Source organism: Flavobacterium sp., assembly GCF_046153165.1.
Lineage (GTDB): Bacteria > Bacteroidota > Bacteroidia > Flavobacteriales > Flavobacteriaceae > Flavobacterium.
On the sequence record NZ_JBJXEN010000074.1, the window covers coordinates 12,765 to 38,579 of the forward strand.

General features: G+C 30.1%; 18 protein-coding genes. 7 read left to right on the forward strand and 11 right to left on the reverse strand.

The window, feature by feature from the left end:
• Positions 1 to 98: 98 nt before the first annotated feature.
• The 4 genes from ACKVOV_RS08500 (at position 99) to ACKVOV_RS08515 (ending at position 3,505) form a co-directional block, all read left to right on the forward strand.
• A complete protein-coding gene (locus tag ACKVOV_RS08500; protein WP_409206331.1) occupies positions 99 to 770 on the forward strand; it encodes a TetR family transcriptional regulator C-terminal domain-containing protein in 672 nt (223 codons plus the stop codon).
• Between the two features lie 2 nt (positions 771 to 772).
• The gene (locus ACKVOV_RS08505; RefSeq protein WP_409206332.1) at positions 773 to 2,080 is read left to right on the forward strand and encodes an ABC1 kinase family protein; all 1,308 of its coding nucleotides are present in this window, start codon (positions 773 to 775) and stop codon (positions 2,078 to 2,080) included.
• Between the two features lie 98 nt (positions 2,081 to 2,178).
• Positions 2,179 to 3,123 (forward strand): ABC transporter ATP-binding protein, encoded by a 945-nt coding sequence (locus tag ACKVOV_RS08510; RefSeq protein WP_409206333.1) that lies wholly within the window; start codon positions 2,179 to 2,181, stop codon positions 3,121 to 3,123.
• A 1-nt stretch (position 3,124) separates the two neighbouring features.
• The gene (locus tag ACKVOV_RS08515; protein WP_409206334.1) at positions 3,125 to 3,505 is read left to right on the forward strand and encodes a hypothetical protein; all 381 of its coding nucleotides are present in this window, start codon (positions 3,125 to 3,127) and stop codon (positions 3,503 to 3,505) included.
• Here the strand turns inward: ACKVOV_RS08515 and ACKVOV_RS08520 are convergent.
• Positions 3,498 to 4,271, reverse strand: a complete 774-nt coding sequence (locus tag ACKVOV_RS08520; protein WP_409206335.1) for a TSUP family transporter — start codon at positions 4,269 to 4,271, stop codon at positions 3,498 to 3,500. The two genes, ACKVOV_RS08515 and ACKVOV_RS08520, sit on opposite strands and share 8 nt — an antisense overlap.
• Positions 4,272 to 4,372: 101 nt before the next feature.
• Here ACKVOV_RS08520 and ACKVOV_RS08525 point away from each other — a divergent pair, with 101 nt between their 5' ends.
• On the forward strand, positions 4,373 to 5,380 hold the full coding sequence (locus tag ACKVOV_RS08525) for a 3-oxoacyl-ACP synthase III family protein (protein WP_409206336.1): 1,008 nt from the start codon (positions 4,373 to 4,375) through the stop codon (positions 5,378 to 5,380).
• A 55-nt stretch (positions 5,381 to 5,435) separates the two neighbouring features.
• Here the strand turns inward: ACKVOV_RS08525 and ACKVOV_RS08530 are convergent, their stop codons facing one another.
• From ACKVOV_RS08530 to ACKVOV_RS08540, 3 genes are all read right to left on the reverse strand, one after another.
• Complete coding sequence (locus tag ACKVOV_RS08530) at positions 5,436 to 7,832, reverse strand: TonB-dependent receptor domain-containing protein (protein ID WP_409206337.1); 2,397 nt, start codon at positions 7,830 to 7,832, stop codon at positions 5,436 to 5,438.
• Positions 7,833 to 7,991: 159 nt separating this feature from the next.
• The gene (locus ACKVOV_RS08535; RefSeq protein ID WP_409206338.1) at positions 7,992 to 12,713 is read right to left on the reverse strand and encodes a choice-of-anchor L domain-containing protein; all 4,722 of its coding nucleotides are present in this window, start codon (positions 12,711 to 12,713) and stop codon (positions 7,992 to 7,994) included.
• A 318-nt stretch (positions 12,714 to 13,031) separates the two neighbouring features.
• Positions 13,032 to 15,533, reverse strand: a complete 2,502-nt coding sequence (locus tag ACKVOV_RS08540) for a T9SS type A sorting domain-containing protein (RefSeq protein WP_409206339.1) — start codon at positions 15,531 to 15,533, stop codon at positions 13,032 to 13,034.
• A 220-nt stretch (positions 15,534 to 15,753) separates the two neighbouring features.
• On the opposite strand from ACKVOV_RS08540, the gene argS reads away from it, so the two are divergent.
• Positions 15,754 to 17,679: an arginine--tRNA ligase gene (argS, locus tag ACKVOV_RS08545; RefSeq protein ID WP_409206340.1), complete on the forward strand. Its 1,926-nt coding sequence runs from the start codon at positions 15,754 to 15,756 to the stop codon at positions 17,677 to 17,679.
• A 76-nt stretch (positions 17,680 to 17,755) separates the two neighbouring features.
• On the opposite strand, the gene ACKVOV_RS08550 is transcribed toward argS, so the two are convergent.
• Genes ACKVOV_RS08550 through ACKVOV_RS08565 form a run of 4 tightly spaced genes read right to left on the reverse strand, consistent with a single transcriptional unit; the run spans position 17,756 to position 19,960 of the window.
• Complete coding sequence (locus tag ACKVOV_RS08550) at positions 17,756 to 18,301, reverse strand: YceI family protein (RefSeq protein WP_409206341.1); 546 nt, start codon at positions 18,299 to 18,301, stop codon at positions 17,756 to 17,758.
• Between the two features lie 16 nt (positions 18,302 to 18,317).
• Positions 18,318 to 18,662, reverse strand: coding sequence for a hypothetical protein (locus ACKVOV_RS08555; RefSeq protein ID WP_409206342.1), 345 nt, complete (start codon positions 18,660 to 18,662; stop codon positions 18,318 to 18,320).
• Positions 18,663 to 18,687: 25 nt separating this feature from the next.
• Entirely contained in the window at positions 18,688 to 19,560 is an 873-nt protein-coding gene (locus tag ACKVOV_RS08560; RefSeq protein WP_409206343.1) for a DUF5777 family beta-barrel protein, read from the reverse strand.
• Between the two features lie 4 nt (positions 19,561 to 19,564).
• Positions 19,565 to 19,960 carry an OB-fold protein gene (locus tag ACKVOV_RS08565; RefSeq protein ID WP_409206344.1) on the reverse strand — a complete coding sequence of 132 codons (396 nt, stop codon included), beginning with the start codon at positions 19,958 to 19,960 and terminating at the stop codon, positions 19,565 to 19,567.
• 333 nt (positions 19,961 to 20,293) lie between these two features.
• Here ACKVOV_RS08565 and ACKVOV_RS08570 point away from each other — a divergent pair, with 333 nt between their 5' ends.
• Positions 20,294 to 21,301: an FAD:protein FMN transferase gene (locus tag ACKVOV_RS08570; protein ID WP_409206345.1), complete on the forward strand. Its 1,008-nt coding sequence runs from the start codon at positions 20,294 to 20,296 to the stop codon at positions 21,299 to 21,301.
• 54 nt (positions 21,302 to 21,355) lie between these two features.
• Here ACKVOV_RS08570 and ACKVOV_RS08575 read toward each other — a convergent pair whose 3' ends face one another.
• From ACKVOV_RS08575 to ACKVOV_RS08585, 3 genes are all read right to left on the reverse strand, one after another.
• Positions 21,356 to 22,249: a T9SS type A sorting domain-containing protein gene (locus tag ACKVOV_RS08575; RefSeq protein WP_409206346.1), complete on the reverse strand. Its 894-nt coding sequence runs from the start codon at positions 22,247 to 22,249 to the stop codon at positions 21,356 to 21,358.
• 98 nt (positions 22,250 to 22,347) lie between these two features.
• Positions 22,348 to 24,888, reverse strand: a complete 2,541-nt coding sequence (locus ACKVOV_RS08580; protein ID WP_409206347.1) for a carboxypeptidase-like regulatory domain-containing protein — start codon at positions 24,886 to 24,888, stop codon at positions 22,348 to 22,350.
• A gap of 20 nt (positions 24,889 to 24,908) precedes the next feature.
• The gene (locus ACKVOV_RS08585; protein ID WP_409206348.1) at positions 24,909 to 25,811 is read right to left on the reverse strand and encodes a FecR family protein; all 903 of its coding nucleotides are present in this window, start codon (positions 25,809 to 25,811) and stop codon (positions 24,909 to 24,911) included.
• Between the last annotated feature and the right edge of the window lie 4 nt (positions 25,812 to 25,815).

A 25,815-nucleotide genomic window follows, 5' to 3' on the forward strand; every position in this document is an offset into this window, starting at 1 on the left:
ATTTTTTTTGAAAGACATTTAACATAAGTTTTGTTTAGCTTTTTTAATTCATAATTAAACAATAACTATCTTTGTGTAAGATATTTAATCAAATGATTATGGCAACTGCAAAAAAAAAGGAATCAAAAAAAGATATAATTGATGATAATAAAATCATTAGTTTATACATGAATGATGTTTTAGAAAATAACCACAATACAAAAAATGTATATGTTTTTTGTAAAAATAACGATATTGAAGAATCGGATTTTTATTCGTTTTTTGGTTCTCTTGATGATGTAAAACAATCTATATGGACTAAGTTTTTTGAAAATACAATTTCAACTCTCGAAAAAGATGAGAATTATGCTAATTATCCAGATAAAAATAAATTATTGTCCTTGTATTTTACATTATTTGAAATATTAACTTTAAACAGAAGTTACGTTGTTTATTCTTTATTAGAAAACAAAGAAGGAATAAAAAACCTAAAAGACTTCAAGGAATTTAGAAGTCATTTTAAAGATTTTATTAATAAAATGATAGAAAATAGTAATTCAGGAATTAGAGATAAAGTAGCAAAAATTACCAAACCTGTTTTCTCAGAAGGAGCTTGGATTCAGTTTTTATTTATCTTAAAATTTTGGTTAGATGATACTTCAAAATCATTTGAAAAAACAGATATCATTATCGAAAAATCTGTAAATACAGTTGTCGATTTATTAGATACTAAACCACTAGAAAGTCTATTTGATTTGGGTAAATTTCTTTGGAAAGAAAAAATGATTTAACTATGAAAACCTTAGATAGTATCCCTACAACAAAAATTGAACGAGCTAGTCAGCTATTAAAAACAGGAGTAAAAGTAGGTGGAAATTATATATCCTATTACAGCGAAAAAATAGTTAACCCTTCATTAACCAAAGAAAAACTTAACGAAAATAATGCAGAAGATATTTATGATGGACTAAAAAACTTGAAAGGAAGCGCGCTTAAAGTAGCTCAAATGCTAAGTATGGACAAAAGTATCATGCCGCAAGCCTATGTAGATAAATTTTCGCTATCACAATTTTCGGTGCCAGCATTATCAGCACCACTAGTTCGTAAAACATTTAAAAAATATTTAGGAAAATTTCCTGAAGAAATATACGATACTTTTTCCCCCGATTCTGTAAATGCAGCAAGTATTGGTCAAGTACATAAAGCAACAAAAAACGGAAAGAAACTAGCTATAAAAATCCAATATCCAGGCGTAGCTGATAGTATAAGCTCAGATTTAGCACTTGTAAAACCAATTGCAACAAGAATGTTTAATCTTAAAGGTAAAGATTCAGAAAAATATTTTCAGGAAGTTGAGAGCAAACTTTTAGAAGAAACCGATTATATTTTAGAGCTAAAACAAAGCGAAGAAATGTCTCACGCTTGCAAAAATATTGAGAACTTAAAGTTTCCAAAATATTATGCGGATTTATCATCGGAGAAAATCTTAACAATGGATTGGATGGAAGGTGAACATCTTTCGGAGTTCGCTGCTCACAATACTAATAGAGAAAAAGGAGATAAGTTGGGACAAACAATGTGGGATTTTTATATGTTTCAAATGCATAATTTGAAACGTGTTCATGCCGATCCGCATCCAGGAAATTTTCTTATAGACGAGGATTCTAATTTAATTGCAATCGATTTTGGTTGTATAAAAGCAGTTCCTAACGAGTTTTATATTCCTTATTTTGAATTAGCAACACCGGAAATTATTAATAATCCAGTAATTTTTAATCAAAAATTATATGAATTAGAAATACTTCGTTCAGACGATTCCGAAAAAGAAATTACTTATTTTACAGATGTTTTTTATCGATTATTAAGTTTGTTTACCAAACCTTTTCATGGTGATTATTTCGATTTTTCTGACGAAGATTTCTTTGGAGCTATCGCAACAATGGGTGAAGAATTTACAAAAGATACTCAGTTAAGAAAAATGAATGGGAATCGAGGTTCAAAACATTTTCTTTATATTAATAGAACATTTTTTGGATTATATAACTTGTTGCACGATTTGAAAGCCAGAGTAAATACGCAAGAATATAAAAAATATATGTAAAATTAGTTTATTTTATTCTTTGTTAAGAACACTTTTTCTCCACAGAAATCGTGTTCTTTTTTTGTGAAAAGCGTAAGTTTGTACTTTTAAAATTAGATATGCTTCAAGTTAAAAATATTTCATTTGGTTATACTGATAAAGTAATTATTAAGAATATTAATTTTACTGTAACTCAAGGACAAAACATTGCGATTTTAGGTGAAAGTGGTTGTGGGAAAAGCACGCTTCTAAAGCTTATTTATGGATTGTATGATTTAGATGAAGGACAAATATTTTGGAAAGAAGCAGAGGTCTTAGGGCCAAAATACAATTTAATTCCAGGAATGCCATTTATGAAATATATGGCACAAGATTTCGATCTGAGTCCTCATGAAACTGTTTCTGAAAATATTGGAAAATTTTTATCTAATGCTTTTAATGCTCTAAAAAAATTACGCATTGAAGAATTATTAGAAGTAGTTGAAATGACTGAATTTGCTAGGATTAAGGTGAGCTTATTAAGCGGCGGGCAACAGCAACGAGTAGCTCTGGCAAAAGCTATAGCTCTAGAGCCAGAAGTTTTATTACTAGACGAACCTTTTAGTCATATAGATAATTTTAGAAAAAATGCTTTGCGTCGTAATTTATTTGCATATCTGAAATCAAGAGGTATAACCTGTTTTATTGCTACACATGATAGCACCGATGCACTTTCTTTTTCCGATGAAACTATTGTTTTGAAAGATGGAAGAATTATTGACAAAGCACCTTCTGCAGATGTTTATATGTATCCCATGAATAAGTATGTAGCATCCCTTTTTGGAGAAGTTAATGAATTGAAACTATCTCAATTAATTACTGTCGATGGGGAGGATGAAGATGTATTGTTATATCCACATCAATTAAAAGTTGCAGAAAATGGCATTTTGAAAGCTATTGTAAAACAATCTTTTTTTAAAGGAAGTAGATATTTAATTAAAGCTGTATTTGATAGAAAAGTAATTTTCTTTGAACATGATTCTATTTTAAATCTCAATGATGAGGTAAAACTAACAATAGTTTAAGATGGGAAAAGAAGATCATTTGACAAGACAGATTAACCAACTTGGATTTGTTTTAAAGAAGATATTAGAAAAGCTAACAGGAATTAAAAGTAATGATGGATTATCTGAAAGAGTTTCTGAGGTTAATTTTAAATTAAAAGAATTACTAGATTTTGATTTAGAAATTTTAGATACGATCTCTGACGAAAATATTATTGAATTTTTAACGCAAAAAGAAGGTTTTAATTATTCAAATATTGAACTGTTTGCTGATATTTTGATTAAAATTGAAAAAGAAAAATATACAAATAAAGCACTTCAAATATATAATTATGTCAACTATATTACAGCTACATTTTCTTTTGAAAGAGATTTAAAAATTAAGGAATTAATGTTTAAATAATTCCAAAAATTAATAAAAAACCATAACCAAGCAACATGAGTGCTACAATGTTCTGAATAGATTTATAGGTTGTTTTTTGTAATAATTTATTACCAAAATAAACTCCTAAAAATGCAGAAAGTGTTGCGAATAGAACTAATTTGTAATTTAATGAAAGTTCATTGTTCACTATTTTTGGGATATAAATACTTAATCTCGAAACATCAACTAAACAAGCAATAAAAACTCCTGTAGCTATAAATGATTCTTTGCTTAATCCAGAACGAATTAAGAAAGCACTTCTCAATGCGCCTTGATGACCAGAAATTCCGCCAAAAAAACCACTTAAAACACCACCAACAGATAAGTATTTTTTGTCAAATTCTAAGTTTTTTAGTTTCGGAATAAAATCGAATAAAGAAAAAATGATTAATAATAATCCAATAATAAGTTTTAAAGGCATTATTTCAAATGATTTTTCGGAAATAGAATATTGAAAAATAGGTTGCATTTGAGTTAATAATTTTAATAAATAAGCTCCAAGAAATGCAAATAAAATAGCTGGAATTCCGAACTTAAAAATAACACTTTTATTGGCTTTTTTCCCGAAGAGAAATAGTTTAAAAATATTATTCATAAAGTGCACCAATGCTGTGAGTACAACCGCAATTTCTATTGGAAAAAATAATCCAAAAACTGGTAAAAGAATTGTTCCCAATCCAAAACCCGAAAATAAGGTTAAAGCTGAAGCTAATAGTGCGAATAAACAAATAATAATATAATCCATAACTTTTATTTATACAAATTAAGTAAAACTAACTAACTTTAATTGCTTAATTTTACAATAAGTGTAAATTTGCAAACTCATTTTTAATAAAAATATAAAATATGTATCATTCTAAAATTACTGGATTAGGTTATTATGTTCCAGACAATATAGTTACAAACGACGATTTAGCAAAAATTATTGATACAAATGATGAGTGGATACAGGAGCGTACTGGTATTCAGGAACGTCGTCATATTATAAGAGGAGAAGATACAACAACATCGATGGGTGTAAAAGCTGCAAAAATAGCAATTGAACGTTCAGGAATTGCTAACGATGACATAGATTTCATTGTTTTTGCTACCATTTCTCCCGATTATTATTTTCCAGGTCCAGGAGTAGCATTGCAAAAAGAGTTAGGATTAAGAACTATTGGTGCTTTAGATGTAAGAAACCAATGTTCTGGATTTATATATGCACTTTCAGTTGCAGATCAGTTTATAAAAACTGGAATGTATAAAAATATTTTGGTTGTTGCTTCAGAAGTACAATCATTGGGTTTAGATATGACCACTCGTGGACGAAATGTTTCGGTTATTTTTGGAGATGGAGCAGGAGCAGTTGTTTTAAGTAGAGAGGAAGATTTAACTAAAGGAGTTTTATCTACACATTTACATTCTGAAGGGGAATATGCAAAAGAATTAGCTGTTTTGTCACCAGGAATGGGCGGACGTTGGGTTTCTGATATTATTGCCGAAAATGACCCAGACGACGAAAGTTATTTTCCTTACATGAACGGACAATTTGTGTTTAAACACGCTGTAGTTCGATTTAGTGAAGTTATTAATGAGGGTTTAAATGCTAACAATTTGCAAGTTTCGGATATAGACATGCTAATTCCGCACCAAGCTAATTTGAGAATTTCTCAGTTTATACAAAAGAAATTTAATTTGACTGACGACCAAGTTTTCAATAATATTCAAAAATACGGAAATACTACTGCAGCTTCTATTCCTATTGCTTTAACTGAAGCTTGGGAACAAGGTAAAATTAAAGAAGGTGATACAGTTGTTTTAGCTGCTTTTGGTTCAGGATTTACTTGGGCAAGTGCAATTATTAAATGGTAATTTTTTAAAATTTTTCATAAAAAAAGCTCCAAATTTCTTTGGAGCTTTTTGCTTTTTATAATAACCCACCACTTCCTTGGGTTTCATTTTTGTCTCTTTGTTTTCTTTGTAATGCTTTGTTTTTACTACTACCAAATTTGTAATTAAAACCAACATAAATAGATTGACTTTCCCATGTAAATTGTCCAACAGATGGATTCGGTTTGTCTCCTTCAAATTCAAACTTCATAGCATTAAAAATATCACTAGAACGAATGCTTAATGTCCCTTTTCCTTTCAAGACATTTAAACTTGCACCTAAATCTGTTTTCCACATTGGTTTACGAGTAAACTGTAGTCCGTTATCTTGTCCTCTGTACATAGTGAACCATTGCAAACGAAAATCTTTAGTTAGTTTAAAACTATGATTCATACGAGCGTTAAAGTTTGTTGCATTTATCTCAGTGTATTCAAAAACATGTAAATTGTTTTCTATAGTTCCTTTTACTTTTTTGTAATAAGTATCTATACCAAAATTAACACTCCACCATTTTGTAAAATCTAAATTCCCAGATAATTCAATGCCATAAGCATTATTGTTGTCAAAATTAGAATAGGTTAATATTTGTCTTGTAGCATCATTCGGATCAGTATAAACTACACGGGTAATTTCATCTTGAATTCTTCTATAAAAAATTCCAGAAGTAATACTTCCAATTTTAGTTTTTCGGGTATAGTTTAATTCAAATGAATTTGTAAATTGTGGAATCAATTCTGCATTTCCTACCGAAGTTATTGTTGGTGTACTCCATTCGCGAATAGGATTTACCTGTCCAATACTTGGCCTGTCTACTCGTCTTGAGTAATTAAAATTGAATGAGTTGATATCGCTAGGATTATAAGTAACAAATGCTGATGGATAAACAGTTAGAATATCGTCTTTAAAATTTTGATTAGCGATAGCAATTTTTTTAAAATTAGCATCTACATTATATTGCTCTACACGAGCTCCAGCCTGAAGACTCCATTTTCCCAATTGTTTTCCGTAGGTTCCATAAGCAGATTGTATTGTTCTTTTATAATCGAAAGCAGAATTATAAGCGTTGTTTACATTAAATGAATTGTCTGTCGATTCAATTCGACTTTCTAATCCTAATTCTAATTTTACGGTTTCCGATAACGGATTGGTGTAATCTAAATTAACAACTGTATTTTTTCCTAAAGTTTCGACTTGATTTGTATAGGAACTATTGTTAATATTAGGATTTTCAAAATAAGCATTTTCAGGACCATCATCAATATTATGATTGATTTCTAATTCGATATTATGTCCCTCTTTTTTAAAATCATGCTTATAATCTAAATTATAAGTTTGTGATATGTTTTTATTTTCGTTATCAAATAACTGAAGTGAATTTGGATTTGATCCAGTAAAATAAGTAACTTCGGTCGAACCAAAACCATCTCCTAAAAACCTACTTTGATTAGTATAAATTGAAATGGTATTTTTTTCGTTTAAATAATAATCCAAACCAATTTTTACTAAATGGGAAGTGTTTTTATTACCAAAAGTAAATTTCTGATAATTGTTATTATTGTTTTCAAAACTTTGAATGAATCCCCCGTTTGCTTGCTTTCCGTGATTAAAACCATAATTACCAAAAAGATTTACTTTTCCAGATTTGTAATTTAAATCAAAAGAAGAATTAATTTTTGGAGTTTTGGCAAAAGTAACTCCAGTATTTACACTCCCATTGAAACCAATTTTCGCATTTTTATTTAAAACAATATTAATAATACCGCTCATTCCTTCTGGATTATATTTAGCAGAAGGATTTGTAATTAATTCAATTTGTTTAATTGATGCTGATGGTATTTGTTGTAAAACCTGAGCCGATGTCATATTTGTAGGTTTACCATCAATTAGAATTTTTACATTTTCATTTCCACGCAAACTAATTGCATTGGTTTGAGGATCTACAGTTACAGATGGGATATTATTCATGATTTCTCCAGCTGTAGCTCCAGCCGAAATTAAATCTTTACCTACATTAATTACTTTTCGATCTATTTTTTGTTCAATAGTAGATTTTTCTTTTACAACAGAAATCTCACCTAGCTCTGTTGCTTCTTCTTCAAGAGCTATGTTTTTTAAATTAAGATTTTTATCTTCTAAAGACAACGTAATGCTGTTTACATATTTTTTATATCCCATAAAAAGTATTTCAACAGAAAGTTTTTTTAGAGGTAAGTTGTTTACAACAAAATTACCATTTTCTTTAGTTATACCACCAGATATAACTTTACCGTCATCTTTTATTGTAACGGTTGCATAAGGAATAGGTTCATTTGTTTTTTTGTCTATAATTTTTCCCGAAATACTTCCAGAATTTGGGGTTTCAGGAACCGATGTTTGAGCATATAAATTAGCAAACTGAGCTAAAATGCAGATAAGTAAAATTTTTAATTTCATAAGTTTGTTTAATTTGATTGTAATTTTATAATTGATGATTGATATGAACTAATAGACTGTATAAGGGATGTTTTGTTACATTTTTAAGATATGTTTAACAAAATAAAAAAACCTCGATAATTTTATATATCGAGGTTTTACTAATCTTATTGTTGATAATTATCTTTTGAGCGCAAAGTGTGATTTAAATACTTTTGAGGCTCCTTTTTCAGAATAATCTACTGTAAACCAATAATCTGTAGAAGGCAACGGTTTCCCGTTGAATGTTCCGTTCCAACCGTCTGATGAAGGTGTAATTTGTTTAATTAGTTTTCCAAATCTGTCAAAAATTAATATTGGTGCATTTGGATTTGTTGTTTTCAAATGGATAATATTCCAAGTTTCGTGAAAACCATCACCATTTGGGGTAAAGAATTTAGGATAATTTATAATTTCAGCTTTTGTTGGTGCTGGATTACAATGACCACTTTTATCATTTACAGATATGCTATGATTTCCTGGCGAAACATTATAAAACACGTTGCTGTCTTGGTAAGGTTCCTCATCAAGTCGATATTCGTAGTTTCCAGAACCAGCTCCCAAAACATTTACAGATATAAAAGTTGGGTTTTCGAAAGCATCACTATATGTAATTTCTATATATGGTGCATATTTTGTAACGATTGTTGTAATTGTTTTAGGACAAGCGGGAGTTGTAGAATTATCTGTAACAGTTACACTATAATTTCCAATCTGATTAGTTGTAATTGAGGGTGTATTTCCTCCAAATGGATTTCCATCAAGAGTCCATGCGAATGAATAATTTGCTCCAGATAAACCTGTGTCTAAAGTAGCGAAATTTAATATAGTTCCTTTTTCATAATCGCTACAAATAAAATATTCTGGTTCTAAAATTGGATCAGGTAAAAGATTTACTACCAATCTTAATTCAGTAATTGCAAAACAAGGATCTGTTAGTGTATTATTTGTTACTCTTATCCAAACACTATCTGTAAATGGAGTGTCATTTTGATAAGCCGAAGGATTTGCAATTGGCGTTGCTAACGGATTGTTTGCATCTGCAAAAGAAGTATAAAAAGTTAAGGTAAAATCTGGGTCTGGCGTTTGTCCGTTCAGAACTTGACTTCTAATGAATAAAGTTGTTAAATCGAATGCAAAAATACCATCGTTATTTCCAAAAGTATCACATTCTTGTGGAATAGATACTGTATTTGCTACAGGTCTAGGGACAATAGTAACCGTAAACATAAATTCATCGGAACAGTTTGGTGTGAATCCAGAAAACCCAAAAACATAAATGTTTTGTGTTGTAGATATGATATTTGATGCTAATAAACCAATTCCACCTGAATTAGAATAATAATTTTGTCCAGCTGGTAAACTTGGTAAAGTATAGCTAGAACAACGTGTTACACTTGCTGGTTCAGTTACATTAAAAATTGTAATATTTATAGGTTGTTCGACAGGACAATTAGGGGTTGTATTTGTTTCTGCATAAGCATAAATAGTTGTTGGTGCTGGATTTAATAAGTTATAAGTTATAGGAGCTACAATTTCTGTATTTCCTGTTGTTGATGGTCCACCAGATAAAGTATAATATTTTCCTATAGTTAATGGTTGTAAAGTGTATGAATCACAAACATTGATAACGCTTTGTACTGTAGGAGTCAAAACAGGTGTGTCATTTATAGTGATAGTGAAAGGATTTTCATCACTACAATTTAATCTATCTCCAGTTTCGTAATAAATATAGTAAGTAGGTAATACCGTTGCAGATGTAACGGTTGTTCCTGCAGGGATAATGTTTCCTCCTCCTGTTGGCCCACCTGTAGCATCATAATAAAAATTATTTGCTGTTGCATGTGGCGGGAAAGTAAAACTATTACAATATGTTAGTTGTGTCGGAATTGGATCAGCTTCAACCCCATTAATAGAAATATTGAAAGAGTTTTGACTAAAACAAGTTGCATCATTTGGATTGGCTGCATAAATATAAATTGTATTATTTGTCGTGATTGTATCTCCTGCAGATAATGGATTTACTCCATTTGGATCATCAAAATAATTTCCATTAGTTAATGGACTTAAAACATAAGAGCTGCATTGTTCTACATCTGCTCTAGAGTCTATTATAGGTTTTTGATTAATTGTAATTAACCAAGGTTTTTCATTATAACAACCTACAGAAGTTGTAGATGCTTTGTAAATATAAATTGTTGCAGTTGTAGTAATTACATCTCCTACATTTAACATAGGCAAACCTTGATTTGTTCCAGAATAATAAGTTCCACCATCTGCTTGAATAGGTAATGTATAACTTGCACAAGTTGTTACATCAGTAGGTGTTGTTAGAAATGGAGCATTTATAGTAATGGTAAAAAAATCGTCGTCTGTACAATTTGGTGTACCAGCTCCAGGAACATAAGTATAAACATTTGTAGTACTTGTAATTACTGTTCCTGCGGGAAGAATATTTCCTCCTCCATTTGGAGCATCACGATATTCCCCAATAGGTAATGCAGGTAATGTATAGGATAAACATTGTGTTACGTTTGTTATACCTAAAGTACCTATATAAGCTGTGAAAACAATATCAGGTGTTCTACAGTTATTATTTGTTGCAAAAACATAAAGTGTTGTTGTAGTCGTTATTGGGGAAACAGCAAGAGTATATAATCCTGTTAAACTATCAAAAGTATAATAATTTCCAACTGCTAATGGCGGTAAATTATATGCTATACAATCAAAAACATTTGGAAAAGACCCAGTTATTGTTGGCGTAACATTTATAGTAACATTAAATTGACTTTGTACTGTACACGGAGGTACATCTGTCGAAACAAAATAAATATAAATTGTTGTTACGCCAGGTGTTGTAATTAAAGTACTTCCTCCAAAAAGTTCCGTTCCGCCACCACTAGGCCCTCCAGGTGCTGTAAAATAGCGAGAGTTGTAGTCTAAAACTGGTAGTAAATACTGATCACAAGCAATTACATCAGCTGGTGTTATATCTTGTAGTGTGACAATTTCTACGCGGAAACTTCTTTCTGATGGGCAACTAGGTGATCCACCAGTTTCATAATAAATGTAAATTGTAGAATCGACAGTAATTACATCTCCTGCATTTAGCATAGGCAAACCTTGATTAGGGCCAGAATAATAATTTCCAGGATTTACAAGTACGGGCAAAGTATAACTTACACAAACGTATTGATTAGGAATTACATCTAACACGGGTCTTGGAATAACTATTAAATTAAAACTTGTAGTATTGAAACATAATGGATCTGTGGTATTTTGTATTCTAATAAATATTGTTGTATTCCCAGAAGGGAAAGGAATAGTAGTATTTATAGGGTTCGTTCCTGCAGTTGCATCGGTTGCATTTGTATAGTAAGAAACACCATATATAGCAGATGATTGCGCTACTAAGACTCCATTTGTTTGCAATGCTAAATTGAAATTGGCTACACCAGAACCTAATGAAGTTTCACACAAAGTCATATTTCCTGGATTATTTGCAACAGGAGGAGGTGTAAGTGCTAATTGAAATGTCTTTGTAGTAACACAACCAGTTGCAGTGTCTAAAATTCTTATCCAAATGGTTTTAGGTAAGTTCCCATTAAGAACGTTATAATTATTTGGTAATGGACTATTATTTGATATTGCGTCTACTAAACTCGCATGATAACTTATTTGAGTACCAGTAATATTTACAATAGGTGTATTATAAGATAAATCGAAAGTATAATCTGGTTGCCCAGAATTACATTTATATAAATCTACGGGGTTTGGAGTTGTTATTGAATTATAATATTCAATATTAATAAAATCGGTTGTTACAACACAATTACTTGAAATTATGGTATAAGTAAGCCCATAAACTCCAGCTTGGTTTACTGTCAGGTTTGGCGTGTTTCCACCTATTGGGTTTCCGTTAAATGTCCAAGCAAAAGAATAAACTAAAGGGTTTAGTCCTGAGGTAATAGTGTGTGTGTTATTGTTGCAAATGGCTGTATTAGTTGCTATTGTTAAATCTTGACCCAAAACATCTTGACCAACATTAAAACTATTAGCTCCTAAAAATATAGCGGAATCAGCTTTGTTGTCTTGTCTGTCTGCAATTACAAGTTTAATATGATATGTTGTATTTGGAACTAAAGTTGATGATGAAGCATTCATAACAACGGTTTGTCCATTAAAATTTGTTGCAGATCCTGCTGCTGCCGAACCACCATTAAAAGCGCCAAAATAAGCTGGATTGGCAGAAGGACAAGAGGAATTATATAAAAAATCTCGAATGGTAACTACTGATATTGGTGTTGTAGTGCTTGGCACAACAGCAAGATTCGTTGTAACTCCTGTCGAAGTATTTGTTAATAAAAAAGCAAAAGCATCAGAAAATTTGCACTGAAAATTGCCATATTCTTCGGATGCAAATAAAAACTGAAAATTAAAGTTAGAAGAAAAAGGAACAAAATCAAATTCTAAAACAGTTGCATTTGTTGAGTTCATTGTAATTCCAGCAGCTAAAAGTGTAGCTTCAAGAGCACTATCGCCAGTCCAAGCTGCATTTCCATCATCTAGTTGAGTTGAGTTTGGACCTGGTGAGTTTAAAACATTTCCAGTGGTTAGAACTACACCACTAGTTAGGGGGAAGTTTGGGTTTGTATTTTGAAAATATCCGATTCCGTTTGTAGATCCAAATCCATTAGTATTTCCTGTTCTCCACGTAATATTAGTAACCGGAACACAAGGTTTATTTACTAAAATATCAGTAACTAATTGTGGAACTGAATAAGTACTGGTGTTTACAGTGATAGCTTGCGAAAAAGAAACTATTGAAAAAAGAGAAGTAATAAGGAGGAAAATTTTTTTCATGTAATGAATAGATTTATCTGACAAAAATATATAAAAAAATCGATTAAAAGTATTTTTTACCGACAAAGTGCATTGTGTTAACAATTTGATAATCAACCTAATCAAAAAATAATGATTAATGATTATCTGATAATTCTTTGTCTATAATTAAATAAATTAAATATAAAAAATGTTAAATTTTTATAAATTTACAACTTTTTTTAGAAATAATTATTCTATTGATATAAAAAAATACGCTAAAACTAATAACTAGTTTTAGCGTATCGTATGATAATAAATCTTTAGTTTTAGAATCTAAAATTCTTACAATATTTATTTTTAATTTTTTATAATTTTTCTCGTTAAACTTTGATTATCAGTTGCAATTTTTATAAAATAAATTCCGCTTGAGATAGAAGATAAATTTAAAGTAACTTCTTTATTATTATCAAACTCATTTTGAGTATAAATTAATTTACCTGTTAAATCGATAATTTCAATTTTTCTAGGAATAACTTCACCTAATTGTACCGAGAAAATTCCATTTGAAGGATTTGGATAAATTCCAATATTTTGAAGCTTAAATTCCTCAGTTCCTAAGATTGTTGGTAGTGGAGATTGCCAAACACCACGCCCAAAAGTTGATGCTGTAATATTATTGTCAACATAGTTTATTTCTAAATCTGTGACTTTTACATTAGGCAAATTAGTGTCAAAAGCTGTCCAAGTAGCAGTTGTATCATCTTTATAATATACACCAAGATTTGTTCCTACATATAAAGGATTGTTTGCATTTAATGCTTGGTGTTTAATACAAAATTTCCCTATCGAAGGCAATCCTGTTGCAATATTTGAAAAAGTTGTACCACCATCAATAGATTTTAATGCTTGTCCAGATGTACCTGCCGTTAAAAGGTAAACAATACTGCTATTTGAAGAATGTACACAAACATCAGAAATTGTTGTAGATGCTGTATATACTAGTGCAAAATTTATTCCTTTATCAGTACTTTTATATAGTTGCGAACCATTTGCAACATACATATTATTATCATTACTCGGATCTATTGTAATCAAATCGATATCTCCAGTTCCAATTGTTGAAACACTTTGTTGTGTCCAAGTACTTCCAACTAATTTATATAGCATCGAATATCCTGCGAAAAGTTCTCCTAAGCTATTAATTTCTAATGGAGTTACCCAGTTTCCTCCATCATCATTTGTTCCAGTTTCGGCAGCAGGAGCTCCAGCTACAAATCCGCCGGAACTAGTTCCAGCATTTGTGCTTTTGTATAAAGAACCTCCGTATTGTATAAAGCCATAACTTAAATCTTGGTTTAAAGGACTTATAGCTACATCCATTCCGTCAGCTCCATAATAGTTTTTCCATTGATTTGCATTAAATGCATGACCTCCATTGTCCTGATGTCCTGTCATCATTTTTGATGAGGTTTGTTTTGCAACTGCTAACTTGTAAATTATCCCATTTTGAATGGTTTTCGTTAGATCGGTAAAATTTGTAGCTCCATTAGATGAAACATAAATACCACCGTCGCTTCCACAGAATAATTTTGTTCCAAAAAATCTTAAAATATGAATATCTGCATGCGTGTAAGATATCGCCGTAGGTGAACTCCAATTATTCATTTTTGTGAATGAAGTTCCACCATTTGTCGATTTCCAAACATTTAAACAACCAGTATAAATTTCTTCCGCATTTGTTGTTGATACCGCAAGTGCTAAATCATACCAAGCCTGAGTAGATTCTAAAACATTGGTTGTGTTAGTTGTCACTGTAAAATTTAGGCCAGAGTCTATCGATTTATAAATACCTTGGTAGCCATTTCCTGTAGTAGCACTTAAAACATAAATATAATTTGGATCTGCTGGTGTAACATCAATAACTAATCGTCCAGAAGAAGCTGGTAATCCAGAAGTTATTGTTGTAAAAGTAGAACCTGAATCGGAAGATCTATAAAAAGCAGTAGCGCTTACAGCATATACTATTGTTGGATCTGTTGGTTTAATTTTAATGTCTTTTATATTTCCAGTTAAAGTTCTCGTCCATGAGGTTCCAGCATTTACTGATTTATAAAGACCAGCACTCGTGGCTACCCAAACCATATTAGAATCGGAAGGATTTACATAAATATCGGATGCTCTACTAACTCCAGAAATAGTACCAGTTGTATTCCAAGTTGTACCACCATTTATCGATTTGTATACGCCAACAAAACTTGTGTCCGAATGATCTCTATCTCCGGTTACAATGTAAACTATGTTAGAGTTGTTGGGATCTACAGCAATTCCAGAAACCCCAATTTGTGAAAATTCATCAAACAAAGGAATAAAACTGGTTCCTCCATTAGTTGATTTCCAAACACCTCCAGCAGGAGTTCCTGCATATATTATATTTGCATTGTTAGGATCTACAGCGACAGCTTGTACACGTCCTTGACCTGATGACCATGAACCTGAATTAATATAAGGTAATGTCCCAAAAACTGGTTGCCAATTGCTTGTAGCCGTAATGCTTCTATTACTTTGAGACTGTTTTTTAGTATTATAAATTTGAAGTATTTCTTCATTTGTTAGGATTGTACCATCATCATGAAGTTGACTTTCTTGATTGTTTACCCAGCGCATAAAAGGTTTATAACCACTTCCTTTTATATTTCTATCATGATGCAACCAATATTCATTGAAGGCATCTTTCATTTCTTTCATGGTTGCATTGCCATTTTTAGATTGTAAAGATTGCATCCAAGGAGCGTCTGGATTATATTGCGCTAACGAAGTTAGACTTGCTAATAAAAAACATAAAAAGATAATTTTCTTCATGCTGTAATGCTTTAGGTGTTAATTTCTTAGGTTATACTATAAAGAACTTTGGGCAAAATTAGATTTTTATTTTAACATTAACTAAATTATTCAAATTTTTAGAAAATTTGTTAAAAGATTATTTTTATAAAATCCTCTCCATTAGTAAAGGATTAGAACTTTTATGCTTTTGACTATTTAGAATAAAACTGTATCTTTGACATCTTAAAAAAAAGTAAAAATGTCACTACAAGAAATTCTAATTCCAAGTATCAAAACCGCAATTCAGGAACTTTTCGATGTTACAATCGAAAAAATTGAGTTTCAATCTACTAGGAAAGAATTTGAAGGAGACATTACGATGGTTATTTTTCCTTTATTAAAAGTTGTAAAGGGAAATCCAGCCGATTTAGGAAATAAAATTGGAAACTACTTGGTTAAAAATGTAACCGAAGTAGAAGCGTTCAATGTAGTTTCAGGTTTCTTAAATATTGTAATTGCTAACGAATATTATATCAATTTCTTTAACGAAATAAAAACCGACGAACAATTTGGTTTTGTATCTACAAAGGAAGGCGAAAAAGCGATTATGGTCGAATATTCTTCGCCAAACACAAACAAACCATTGCATTTAGGTCACGTTCGTAATAATCTGTTGGGCTATTCTGTTGCCGAAATCATTAAAGCTTCGGGTAAAAAAGTATATAAAACTCAAATTATCAACGATAGAGGAATTCATATTTGCAAATCGATGTTAGCTTGGCAGAAATTTGGAAATGGAGAAACACCAGAAACTTCTGGTTTAAAAGGAGATAAATTAGTTGGTAAATATTATGTTGAGTTTGAAAAAGAATTTCAAAAAGAATTTTCTGAATGGCAAAAAACAGAAGAATATTCAATTGAATTTCAAAAAGATAAAAATACTTCTTTAGGAGATAAATTAATAAATGAAGATGGCGAAATGCCAATTTTTGTTAATGATGGAGGATCTTTAGAACACGATTTTTTTTCAGATGAGCATAAAACTTTTAGATCTAATTTTAAAGATAAATATTTCAATAAATATAGTAAGATTGGAGCAGAAGTGAAAGAAATGCTTCGTAAATGGGAAGCCGGAGATGAAGTAATTGTTTCTCTTTGGAAAACCATGAATCAATGGGTTTATGACGGTTTTGCAACAACCTACAAAAATTTAGGCGTCAATTTCGATTCTTATTATTACGAAAGCAATACGTATTTATTAGGTAAAGAAGTAGTTCAAATAGGATTAGATAAAGGTGTTTTCGAAAAAGATCCAGACGGTTCTGTTTGGATAGATTTGACAGAAGATGGACTAGATCGTAAAATTGTACTTCGTTCTGACGGAACAGCGGTTTACATGACGCAAGACATCGGCACTGCAATTCAGCGTACAAAAGATTTTCCTGATGTTGGAGGAATGGTTTACACGGTTGGTAACGAGCAAGATTATCACTTTAAAGTGCTATTTTTAATACTTCAAAAACTAGGGTTTGATTGGGCGTCAAGCTTGTATCATTTATCTTACGGAATGGTCGAATTGCCTTCTGGCAAAATGAAATCGCGTGAAGGAACAGTTGTCGATGCTGATGATTTGATGGAAGAAATGACCGAGACAGCACAAAAATTATCCGAAGATTTAGGTAAACTCGAAGGTTATTCGAAAGAAGAAAAAGCAGCATTGTATAAGACTATTGGTTTGGGTGCACTTAAGTATTATATGCTTAAAGTAGATCCAAAAAAATCGATGATGTTTAATCCTGAAGAATCTGTCGATTTTGCGGGTAATACAGGTCCTTTTATTCAATATACTTATGCTCGTATACAATCTATTTTGCGAAAAGCAGATTTTGATACAGTAGTAACAATTTCGACCGAATTACATCCGAAAGAAAAAGAACTTATCAAGCAAATAGAAATGTATCCTGAAGTAATTCAGAGTGCTGCTGCCAACCATAGCCCAGCGTTAATTGCTAATTATACCTATGATTTAGTAAAAGAGTACAATTCGTTCTATCAAACAGTTTCTATTCTTGGAGAAGAAAATCATGATAAAAAAGTATTTAGAGTTCAATTGTCTAAAAAAGTTGCCGATACTATAAAAACAGCATTCAAACTTCTAGGGATAGATGTTCCTGACAGAATGTAAATTAAATTTATAATACAAAAAAACTCCAAACATTACATTTGGAGTTTTTCCTATCTAATTTAAAACTCAAAAAAAACTATTTTGTGGCAAGAGCAAAACTAATTGAAAGCTTTACGTTCTTAGCGATTTTATCTTTTACAAGATTTGGTATTTCAATTTTGTAATCTTCGGGTTTTACATCAAAATTAGAAGTTGCAAGAATTTTCCCAGATGAAGAAACTAAATTTATTTTTGTTTTAATTTTTTTTGTAACTCCGTGTATTGTTAAATCACCTTCAAGATCATAAGTAGTTTTAGTAGCAGCTAGTTTTGTTGCATCGAAATTTGTGATTTTTCCTTTAAATGATGCTTTAGGAAACTTAGTAGATTCCATATAATTTTCATTAAAATGTTCTTCCATCAATGGAGATTTGAATTTGAATGCTTTTACAAGAACTAATGCTACAAAATCTCCAGTCGATTCATCAAAAATACAAGATACAGTGTTGTTTGTACCTGCAATTTCTTCAAAAGCTGGCATTGTTGCTTCAAATTTAATTTCACCAGTTCGTGTAATCATTTTTTGAGCAAAAATTATATTTCCAATCATTAGAAATACAAATAAGGCTATTGTTTTTTTCATTTTTAAATATTTATAATTAGTTTACAAAACCTTGTGACTTCCAAAGTTTTATCATGTCTATTGTTGTTTGTGGCATTCTTCCAGAAGTTGGCATTATACCTCCAAAACATACTGTTGGATCATCAATTCTACAAATTACATCACCAGAATCACAATTTAATTTCACATCTGCGTAGTTGTCTAAATTCGGGAATCTAGTTCCTGTTGCGTGACAACCTGTACATTGAGATTTAAAAATTGGCTCTATGTTTTTTGTATATGTTGGGTTTGTAACTACTGTAATTTCTTCGTAGGTATTAGACTGGCAAGCTGTAAATAACGAACTTATTACAAAGGCTGTTAGAATTATTATTTTTTTCATATTTATATTATTAAATTATTTTTTTCTAGAAAACTCTATACATGTTAAATCCGAAGAATAATGATTTTTTGCCGTTCCAACTTCCTGTTGTGTTAGAAAAAAGAGCAACATCATTCATAGGTTGACTATTTGAAAAAACCATTTGAAATACGTGACCTCCAGTTTCGATATCTAAACCTATTGTAAGTGGGTTATGATATGGTGATATAAATTCGTCAGGTAAGCTCACTCTTGCAGCATATTCTAAATTTAAACTTAGTCGTTTGGTTAGTTTACATCTTCCTCCAGCACCAATTAAATATAGATTTTTTTGTTCTGTAGCGGCATCATATAAGTTTTTATGTACATAAATTGGAGCAACTTCAAATGATAATGCATCTGTAAATTTTCTAGAAACAATTAGTTGTGTTGTATAGGCCAATCTATTGTTAAATTTTAATCCTGGATTTACAGCTTGTTTCAATTCACTATTTATATCCATAGTGTTATATCCAACAATTGTTACTGGAAAACCATCAATCATTTGATTCGCAAGTTTATATTTTGCTGCTAATTCATAAGTTTTCTGATAAGTTTGTCTAGAAGCACCTAGAGATAACCAATTTGTTACACCATATATTCCTCCAATTTTTGTTAGAGCATTATCTAAACCAAAAAAGTTGTTAATACCATTTCCTAAATCTCCAAAACGATGAGAAATTAAGATGTATAGTTCTCCTTTTACAGGTAATTTTGTAGATTGCATGTTACATACTTGCAAAGCTTTAAAAGCTGCTGGTGCAATTTCTTTTTCATTAGACTTTATAGTGTCTAATTCAGTAAGTAAGTCATCTTGGGCATTTGCATATCCAAAAGCAAGAATAACAAAGGCAAAAGTTAATAGTTTTTTGATTTTCATTTAGTTAATTTTTAATTATAAAACATTGGTCTAATTTTAGTTCACCCATTAAATCATCATAACCTACAACTCGCCCTTTTACAGTAGCTTTTAGATTTTTTTTAATGGTTTTATCAGGGCTTTTTAAATTACAAATAATCGAATTGTCTATTATTACTTCTGTATTATTAATAGATGTTATAGTTCCTGAAATTGCAATTGGTTTTTCAAGATATTTTTTATTGGATAAGTCAATATTTGTAGTGAATTCATTTGTTATTGCTTCAGAAGTAACTGTAAAAGCAGTGTCTTCGGATTCTAAATCTCTTGCGCCTCCATGCATTACATAATTATACCCAACGAATCCTGTTAGTCCAACAACTAAAAGTATAATAATGACTATTTTTAATCTTTTATTCATGATTTCTATTTGTTATAAATATTATACGAAAATTCTTAATAAATTAATTACTTGTTGCTGATTTCATTATATGTGTTACTAGTATTTATCATCCTAAAACATTTAATACAAGAAATACCCTACTCTAAATTTTGTTTTTTATTATTATAATTATTTTAAATAGTCTAGAGTCTTTGAAATGAGTGATTTATGATTGAATTTTAAGCGTGTTTTTTTAAATAGTTTTGTCATATAATAAGTTTGAAACTAAATTTAGGCTTAAAAAAGTATTATTATTTTATACTATTTTGCATTGAATAGCTTATCTTTAATGACTTTAATCTTAAAAATATCATGACTAAAATTCGATGCACATTTGTTTTTATATTATTCAATATATTATCTATTTATTCTCAAGAAGAGCCTATAAAGATTGAAGGTTATGCACAAGGAACAACTTATCATATCACTTATTTTGACAAACAAAATAGAGATATGAAACCTGAAATTGAAAAAATACTAAAAGATTTCGATTTGTCAGTTTCAACATATATTCCAAATTCTATTATATCTAGAATAAATTCAAATGAAAAGAATGTAATTGTAGATAAATATTTTACGGATTGTTTTAAAAAAGCTAAAGAAGTTTGGAGAAATACAAAAGGCGCATTTGATCCTACAGTTTATCCATTGGTTAATGCTTATGGATTTGGTCCTGGTAAAAAACAAAAAATAGAGAAAAAAAAGATTGATAGTATTCTTAAATTTGTTGGATTTAATTTAATTACTTTAAAAGGAAATAAAATTATAAAAAAAGATCCGAGAGTAGCTTTAGATTTTAATGCTTTTGCACAAGGATATTCAGTAGATGTAGTTTCCGAATTTTTAAACTCAAAAGATATAACAGCTTACATTGTAGAAATTGGAGGAGAAGTTTATGCAAAAGGGAAGAAGCCAAACGGGAACAATTGGACTATTGGTATAGAGAAACCTATAGATAATAAGGAATCTAGTAATCCGTTGAAAGCAATTGTAAAACTAGAAGATTTAGCGATTGCAACTTCTGGAAATTATAGGAGATTTGTTATAGAAGATGGGGTAAAGTATGTGCATCATATAGATCCGAAGACAGGTTATCCTACAAAAAATAATTTACTTAGTGCTTCGATATTTTCTAAACAATGTATTTCTTCCGATGCAAATGCAACTGGAGTATTGGTCTTGGGGTTAGAAAAAGCTAAAATATTTTTAGAACAACATCCTGAACTACAAGCTTATCTAATTTATTCTGATGACAAAGGAAATTATCAGGTTTACGAAACTAAAGGAATAAGATCAATCGTGACCGAATCAGAAGAATAAAAAAAAGCATTCGTATATATTACGAATGCTTTTTATAAATATAGAACTTAAATATTATTTGTCTAAAATTACTTTGTAATTAGAATTTCCACCATTTTCATTAGAAACATTTACAATATAAATGCCATTTTGAAATTTAGAAAGATCAATACTTTTTGTGGTACCAATAGTTAATTGATTTATTTTTTCGTTATACACTTCTTGACCTAGAAGGTTCGTTACTTTAATATTGCTCACCTCGCTATTAAAATCAAGGTTAATAAATCCGTTACTAGGGTTAGGATATACATTAACATCTAAATTTTCAACAGAATAATCATTAATTCCCAGAGGAGAAGGTGTCCAAACCAAAGAAACGGTATTAATATAAGTATTTCCTGCGGGTGTTATATTTACTGGCGTTGGCCCTTTAGTAAAAGGAAAACTAATAATAGTACCATGATTATTAGAGCCAGAATCTACCCATGAACTTTCTACCCATACATTATATACACCATCAGGAACTACAGCTCCATTTGCTGTACCAGATACATTTTTTGCATCCCAAGTTATTGTTTTTGATCCGAAAGCTGTAGGCCTAGTTGATCCAGCTGGTAATGTTCCAACAGTTGTGGTTGTGGCAGTACAGGTTGCTCCTGTAATAGCATCAGTAGTATTACATGTTGTTGCTGTTGCGTTAGATAATGTCCCCCCAGATTTTACAGCCCACGTAGGTAAGTGGTCTGATGTTGATCCTGACACAAAACGATATTTTGTTTTAATAAATACACCAGCACTATTTTCAATCCAAACTGCTAACACATTTTTTATACCTGCATTAGGAGCAGGAGCGGTAGGTTGTGGCTGGTTATATGTAAACGTTAGCGTACCAGCGGTTTGGGCGGATAATTTTACCGAATAGCACAGTATCAGAATGATACCTGCTAAATTAAATAATTTTTTTTTCATGATTTTTTAGTTTTTTTTAATTTGTTTAGTTGTTATAACAGTTTTAAATTAAATTACCCTACCATGATTTTATTTTATTTTGATAAAAAAATAATACTTTAAAAAGTTGCCCTAAAACTTAAATTTGGAGTTCTACGTAATGCAAAAATCTTTATGTCGTCAATTGTATTGAATGTAGTGTTTACTCTATAATATTCATTAATCTCATTTTGCTTATCAAATATATTTAAAACAGAAAGTCCTGCTTTGTATTGTATTTTGGTTGAGCCTTCCCATCTGTATGTTGCAGAAAAGTTTACTTGTAAAAAATCTTCTAAACGTTTGTTGTTTGGTATTCCATAATTAATAGTTGGATTAAACGGATTGTTATTATTTATAATTGGGCTAGAAGGAGATGTTTCTGGTCTTCCTGAGTACCATTTTGAACCTAATGCAATTTTCAGATTATTTCTTTCATAAATTCCTGCCCATGATACTACATGATCTAACTCGAAATTATTTGAAAAAACGGGATGATTATAATTTGGAAAATAATAGTTGTTATCATTATATGTATAGCTTAACCAAGTGATAAAGTTGTTTATTTTTTTTTGAAGAAGTATTTCTGCCCCAAAAACTTCATAATTTCCATTAATTTTTTCAAATTCTAATTGGTTCTGAAAACCTTGACTTGAACTATTTATTCCAATAACTTTTTTGTAAAAATTATCTAAAGTAAGAAGCCAGTTATTTTTTGCAAACGTAAATCCTATTGATGCTTGTTTACTTCGTTGAATAGGGATTGTTGAGTTATTTGCAAGAATCCAATGTCTTTTTTCGATTCCAAAATAATCATTTTGCAAATCGATTGCCTGAAAGCTGTATTGACTTTTAAATTCTCCTAAAACTTCAAGACTTAAATATTGGTTTATACCATAATTAAACTGTAGTCTAGGTTCAAATAAGTATTTGTTAAACTGTTCGATATAATTTGACCTTAATCCAGTACTTAAATATATTTTAGAAATGGTATCATTATATTTTACTTCAAGAATAACTGCATGTGCTCTTATAATATCAGTGTTTTTTTTGTAAAACATTGGGCTATTTATTGTAGATGTATTTGTAATACCTATCTCATTATACTGATAACCATTATTAAAATTTAATTTACTGTTAATAATGTGATTGTTTTCTAATTTTACTCCATTGTCAATTACATCATTTGATTGTTTGCTTGTCTGATTACTTTCAATTTTATTTTTTCTAGATTCTAATTCATATATAGAAGAATAAATGTTTAGATGAGTACTATTTTTAGTATTCCAATTTCGATTATAGGATATGTTTCCTCCATAATTTTTTTGGTAAAGAATATTTTTTTCTGATGAAATAGTATTATTAATTATTGCCGATTGAGAAACTTTAAGTTGGTCACTAATTGTCAGTAAATCAATAATTAGCCTGTCTTTTTTATTTATTTTTTGAGAATATTTTGCAGTAATATCATAAAAATTGAAATCTTTGTCACTAGAATAATTGGTATTCTTATTATAATAGTTTGATATGGTTGTGTTTTGGAATGCTTTAGTATAATATTGTTTGTAAGTTGGAGTTTGTACTAAATCCATGATAGATTTTCTAGCTGCAATTTCTACAAAACTTTCTTTATTAAAATTGTATTTTGAATAGATATCTGCATTTATCATATTTATGCCTGCACTAATACTGTTCTTTTCGTACTTGGGAGGGTTAGAAGATATGTCTACAACACTAGAAACACTTTGTCCATAAAAAGCTGAACTACCGTTTTTAGAGAGAGAAATGGTATGCGGTAAATAGGGATTGAATGCAGAAATTAAGCCAAAAAAGTGCCCTGTTTGATACATTTTTATTCCATTCCACAAAAATAAATTTTGGTCATGCGTTCCTCCTCTCACATTGATACTTGCTACACTTTCATCAGCACTATTTATACCCGGAATTTGTTGTATAGTTTGCAAGACATCAGGTTCTATAAGACCAGGTAGTATTCCAAGTTTTTTAGGTTTTATAACTAGAGTACCATCTAATGTTTTTGAAATACCGGTTGCTAAAAAATGACTAGCTTTTACTTCGAGAAGTTCCGCCACTTTAGGCTCTAAATAAAATTTAGAGCAATTTTTACTTTGTATTTCAGAAATTAAAATTGTTTTTGAGGTAAAACCTACATAGCTTATATTGAGCTCATCTAAATCTTTTTTTTTTATTGTAAAATAACCTTTTTTATTTGTCCTTGTACCTACATTATTAGAAAATTGAATATTTGCATTTTCTAAAGGCAAATGGTTTTCTAATGAAAAAACATAGCCACAAATGTTTTTATTTGTGGGGTTACTTTTGAAAATGTTTATAAATTCATTGTCAATATTTTCAAAATAAAGTTTTGTTCTTTTATGAAGGTAAGCTAATTTCTGATTTAGTGATAAAGATTTTTTTGGAGGAATAATTATGACTTTGGTTATTTCAGAATCTATATAATTAAAAGTTACATGATGTCTTTTTTGGATAGATTCTAAAATGGTTTTTAATGCAGTTGCTTTGTTTCTATCTTGAGCACAAGTACTCAAGGCAAAAACAAAGCAAAAGAATAAAACATAAAAGCGTTTTATAAAAAACATTTATTTACTTCAAAAATTGTTTATTTTTCCTCAAAAATTATCTTATTTGTTGAAATTTTATTTGGTTTTAAATTATAAGTGGTTGCAATAATGTGAAGAGCAATATCAAGATTATTAGATGGGATTTTACCTGTAAATAAATCATTAGTATAGTTTGCGTTAACAGAAATTGTCACATTATATCGTCTTTCTATTTCATCTAAAATATTTCTTAAATTTTCTTTATTAAAGGCGATATTATTTTCTAACCATTCTGGTTTTGACGTGTTTATAGTTGATTTAGTTTGATTTCCATTTTCAAAACTAACATTTTGTCCGTGTGTCAATATAACTTCTGTATTTTTATAATTTACTTTTACTCTTCCTTCAAAACAAATGATATCAAAACGATTTTTTCTTGCTTTTACATCAAATTGTGTTCCTAGAACGGATACTTTTCCTAAATTAGTAATCACTTCAAATTTTTTACCTTTTGCAACATGGAAATATGCTTCTCCTTTTAGTTTAATATTTCTGCTATTGTCCCAATTCCATTTTTTATATGATATTTCTGAACCTGAATTTAGAACCACATCCGACTTATCAGGAAGAGTGAAGGAGGTTTTTTTTCCATTTTCTGCATATTCTGTTATTTGTATAAAATTTTGTGCAAAAAAAGTTATTCCAAGACCAAGAATAATTATAGCAGCAATTTTTATAAACCAATTATTCTTCTTTATATAAATTACTTCTGAGTCCACTTTTTTAGAACTCAAAACGTTCTTTAACATGGCATTTTCATCAAAATCGTCAACTGTTAATTGAGATGTGTAATGCTTTATTTTTTGATATTTTTTAAAGTCTGGACTAGCCTCAAATTCAGCTAATTCTTCTCGTGTCATATCATTATTCAGCCATTTTGCTAAAATATAATTTTCATCCATCATA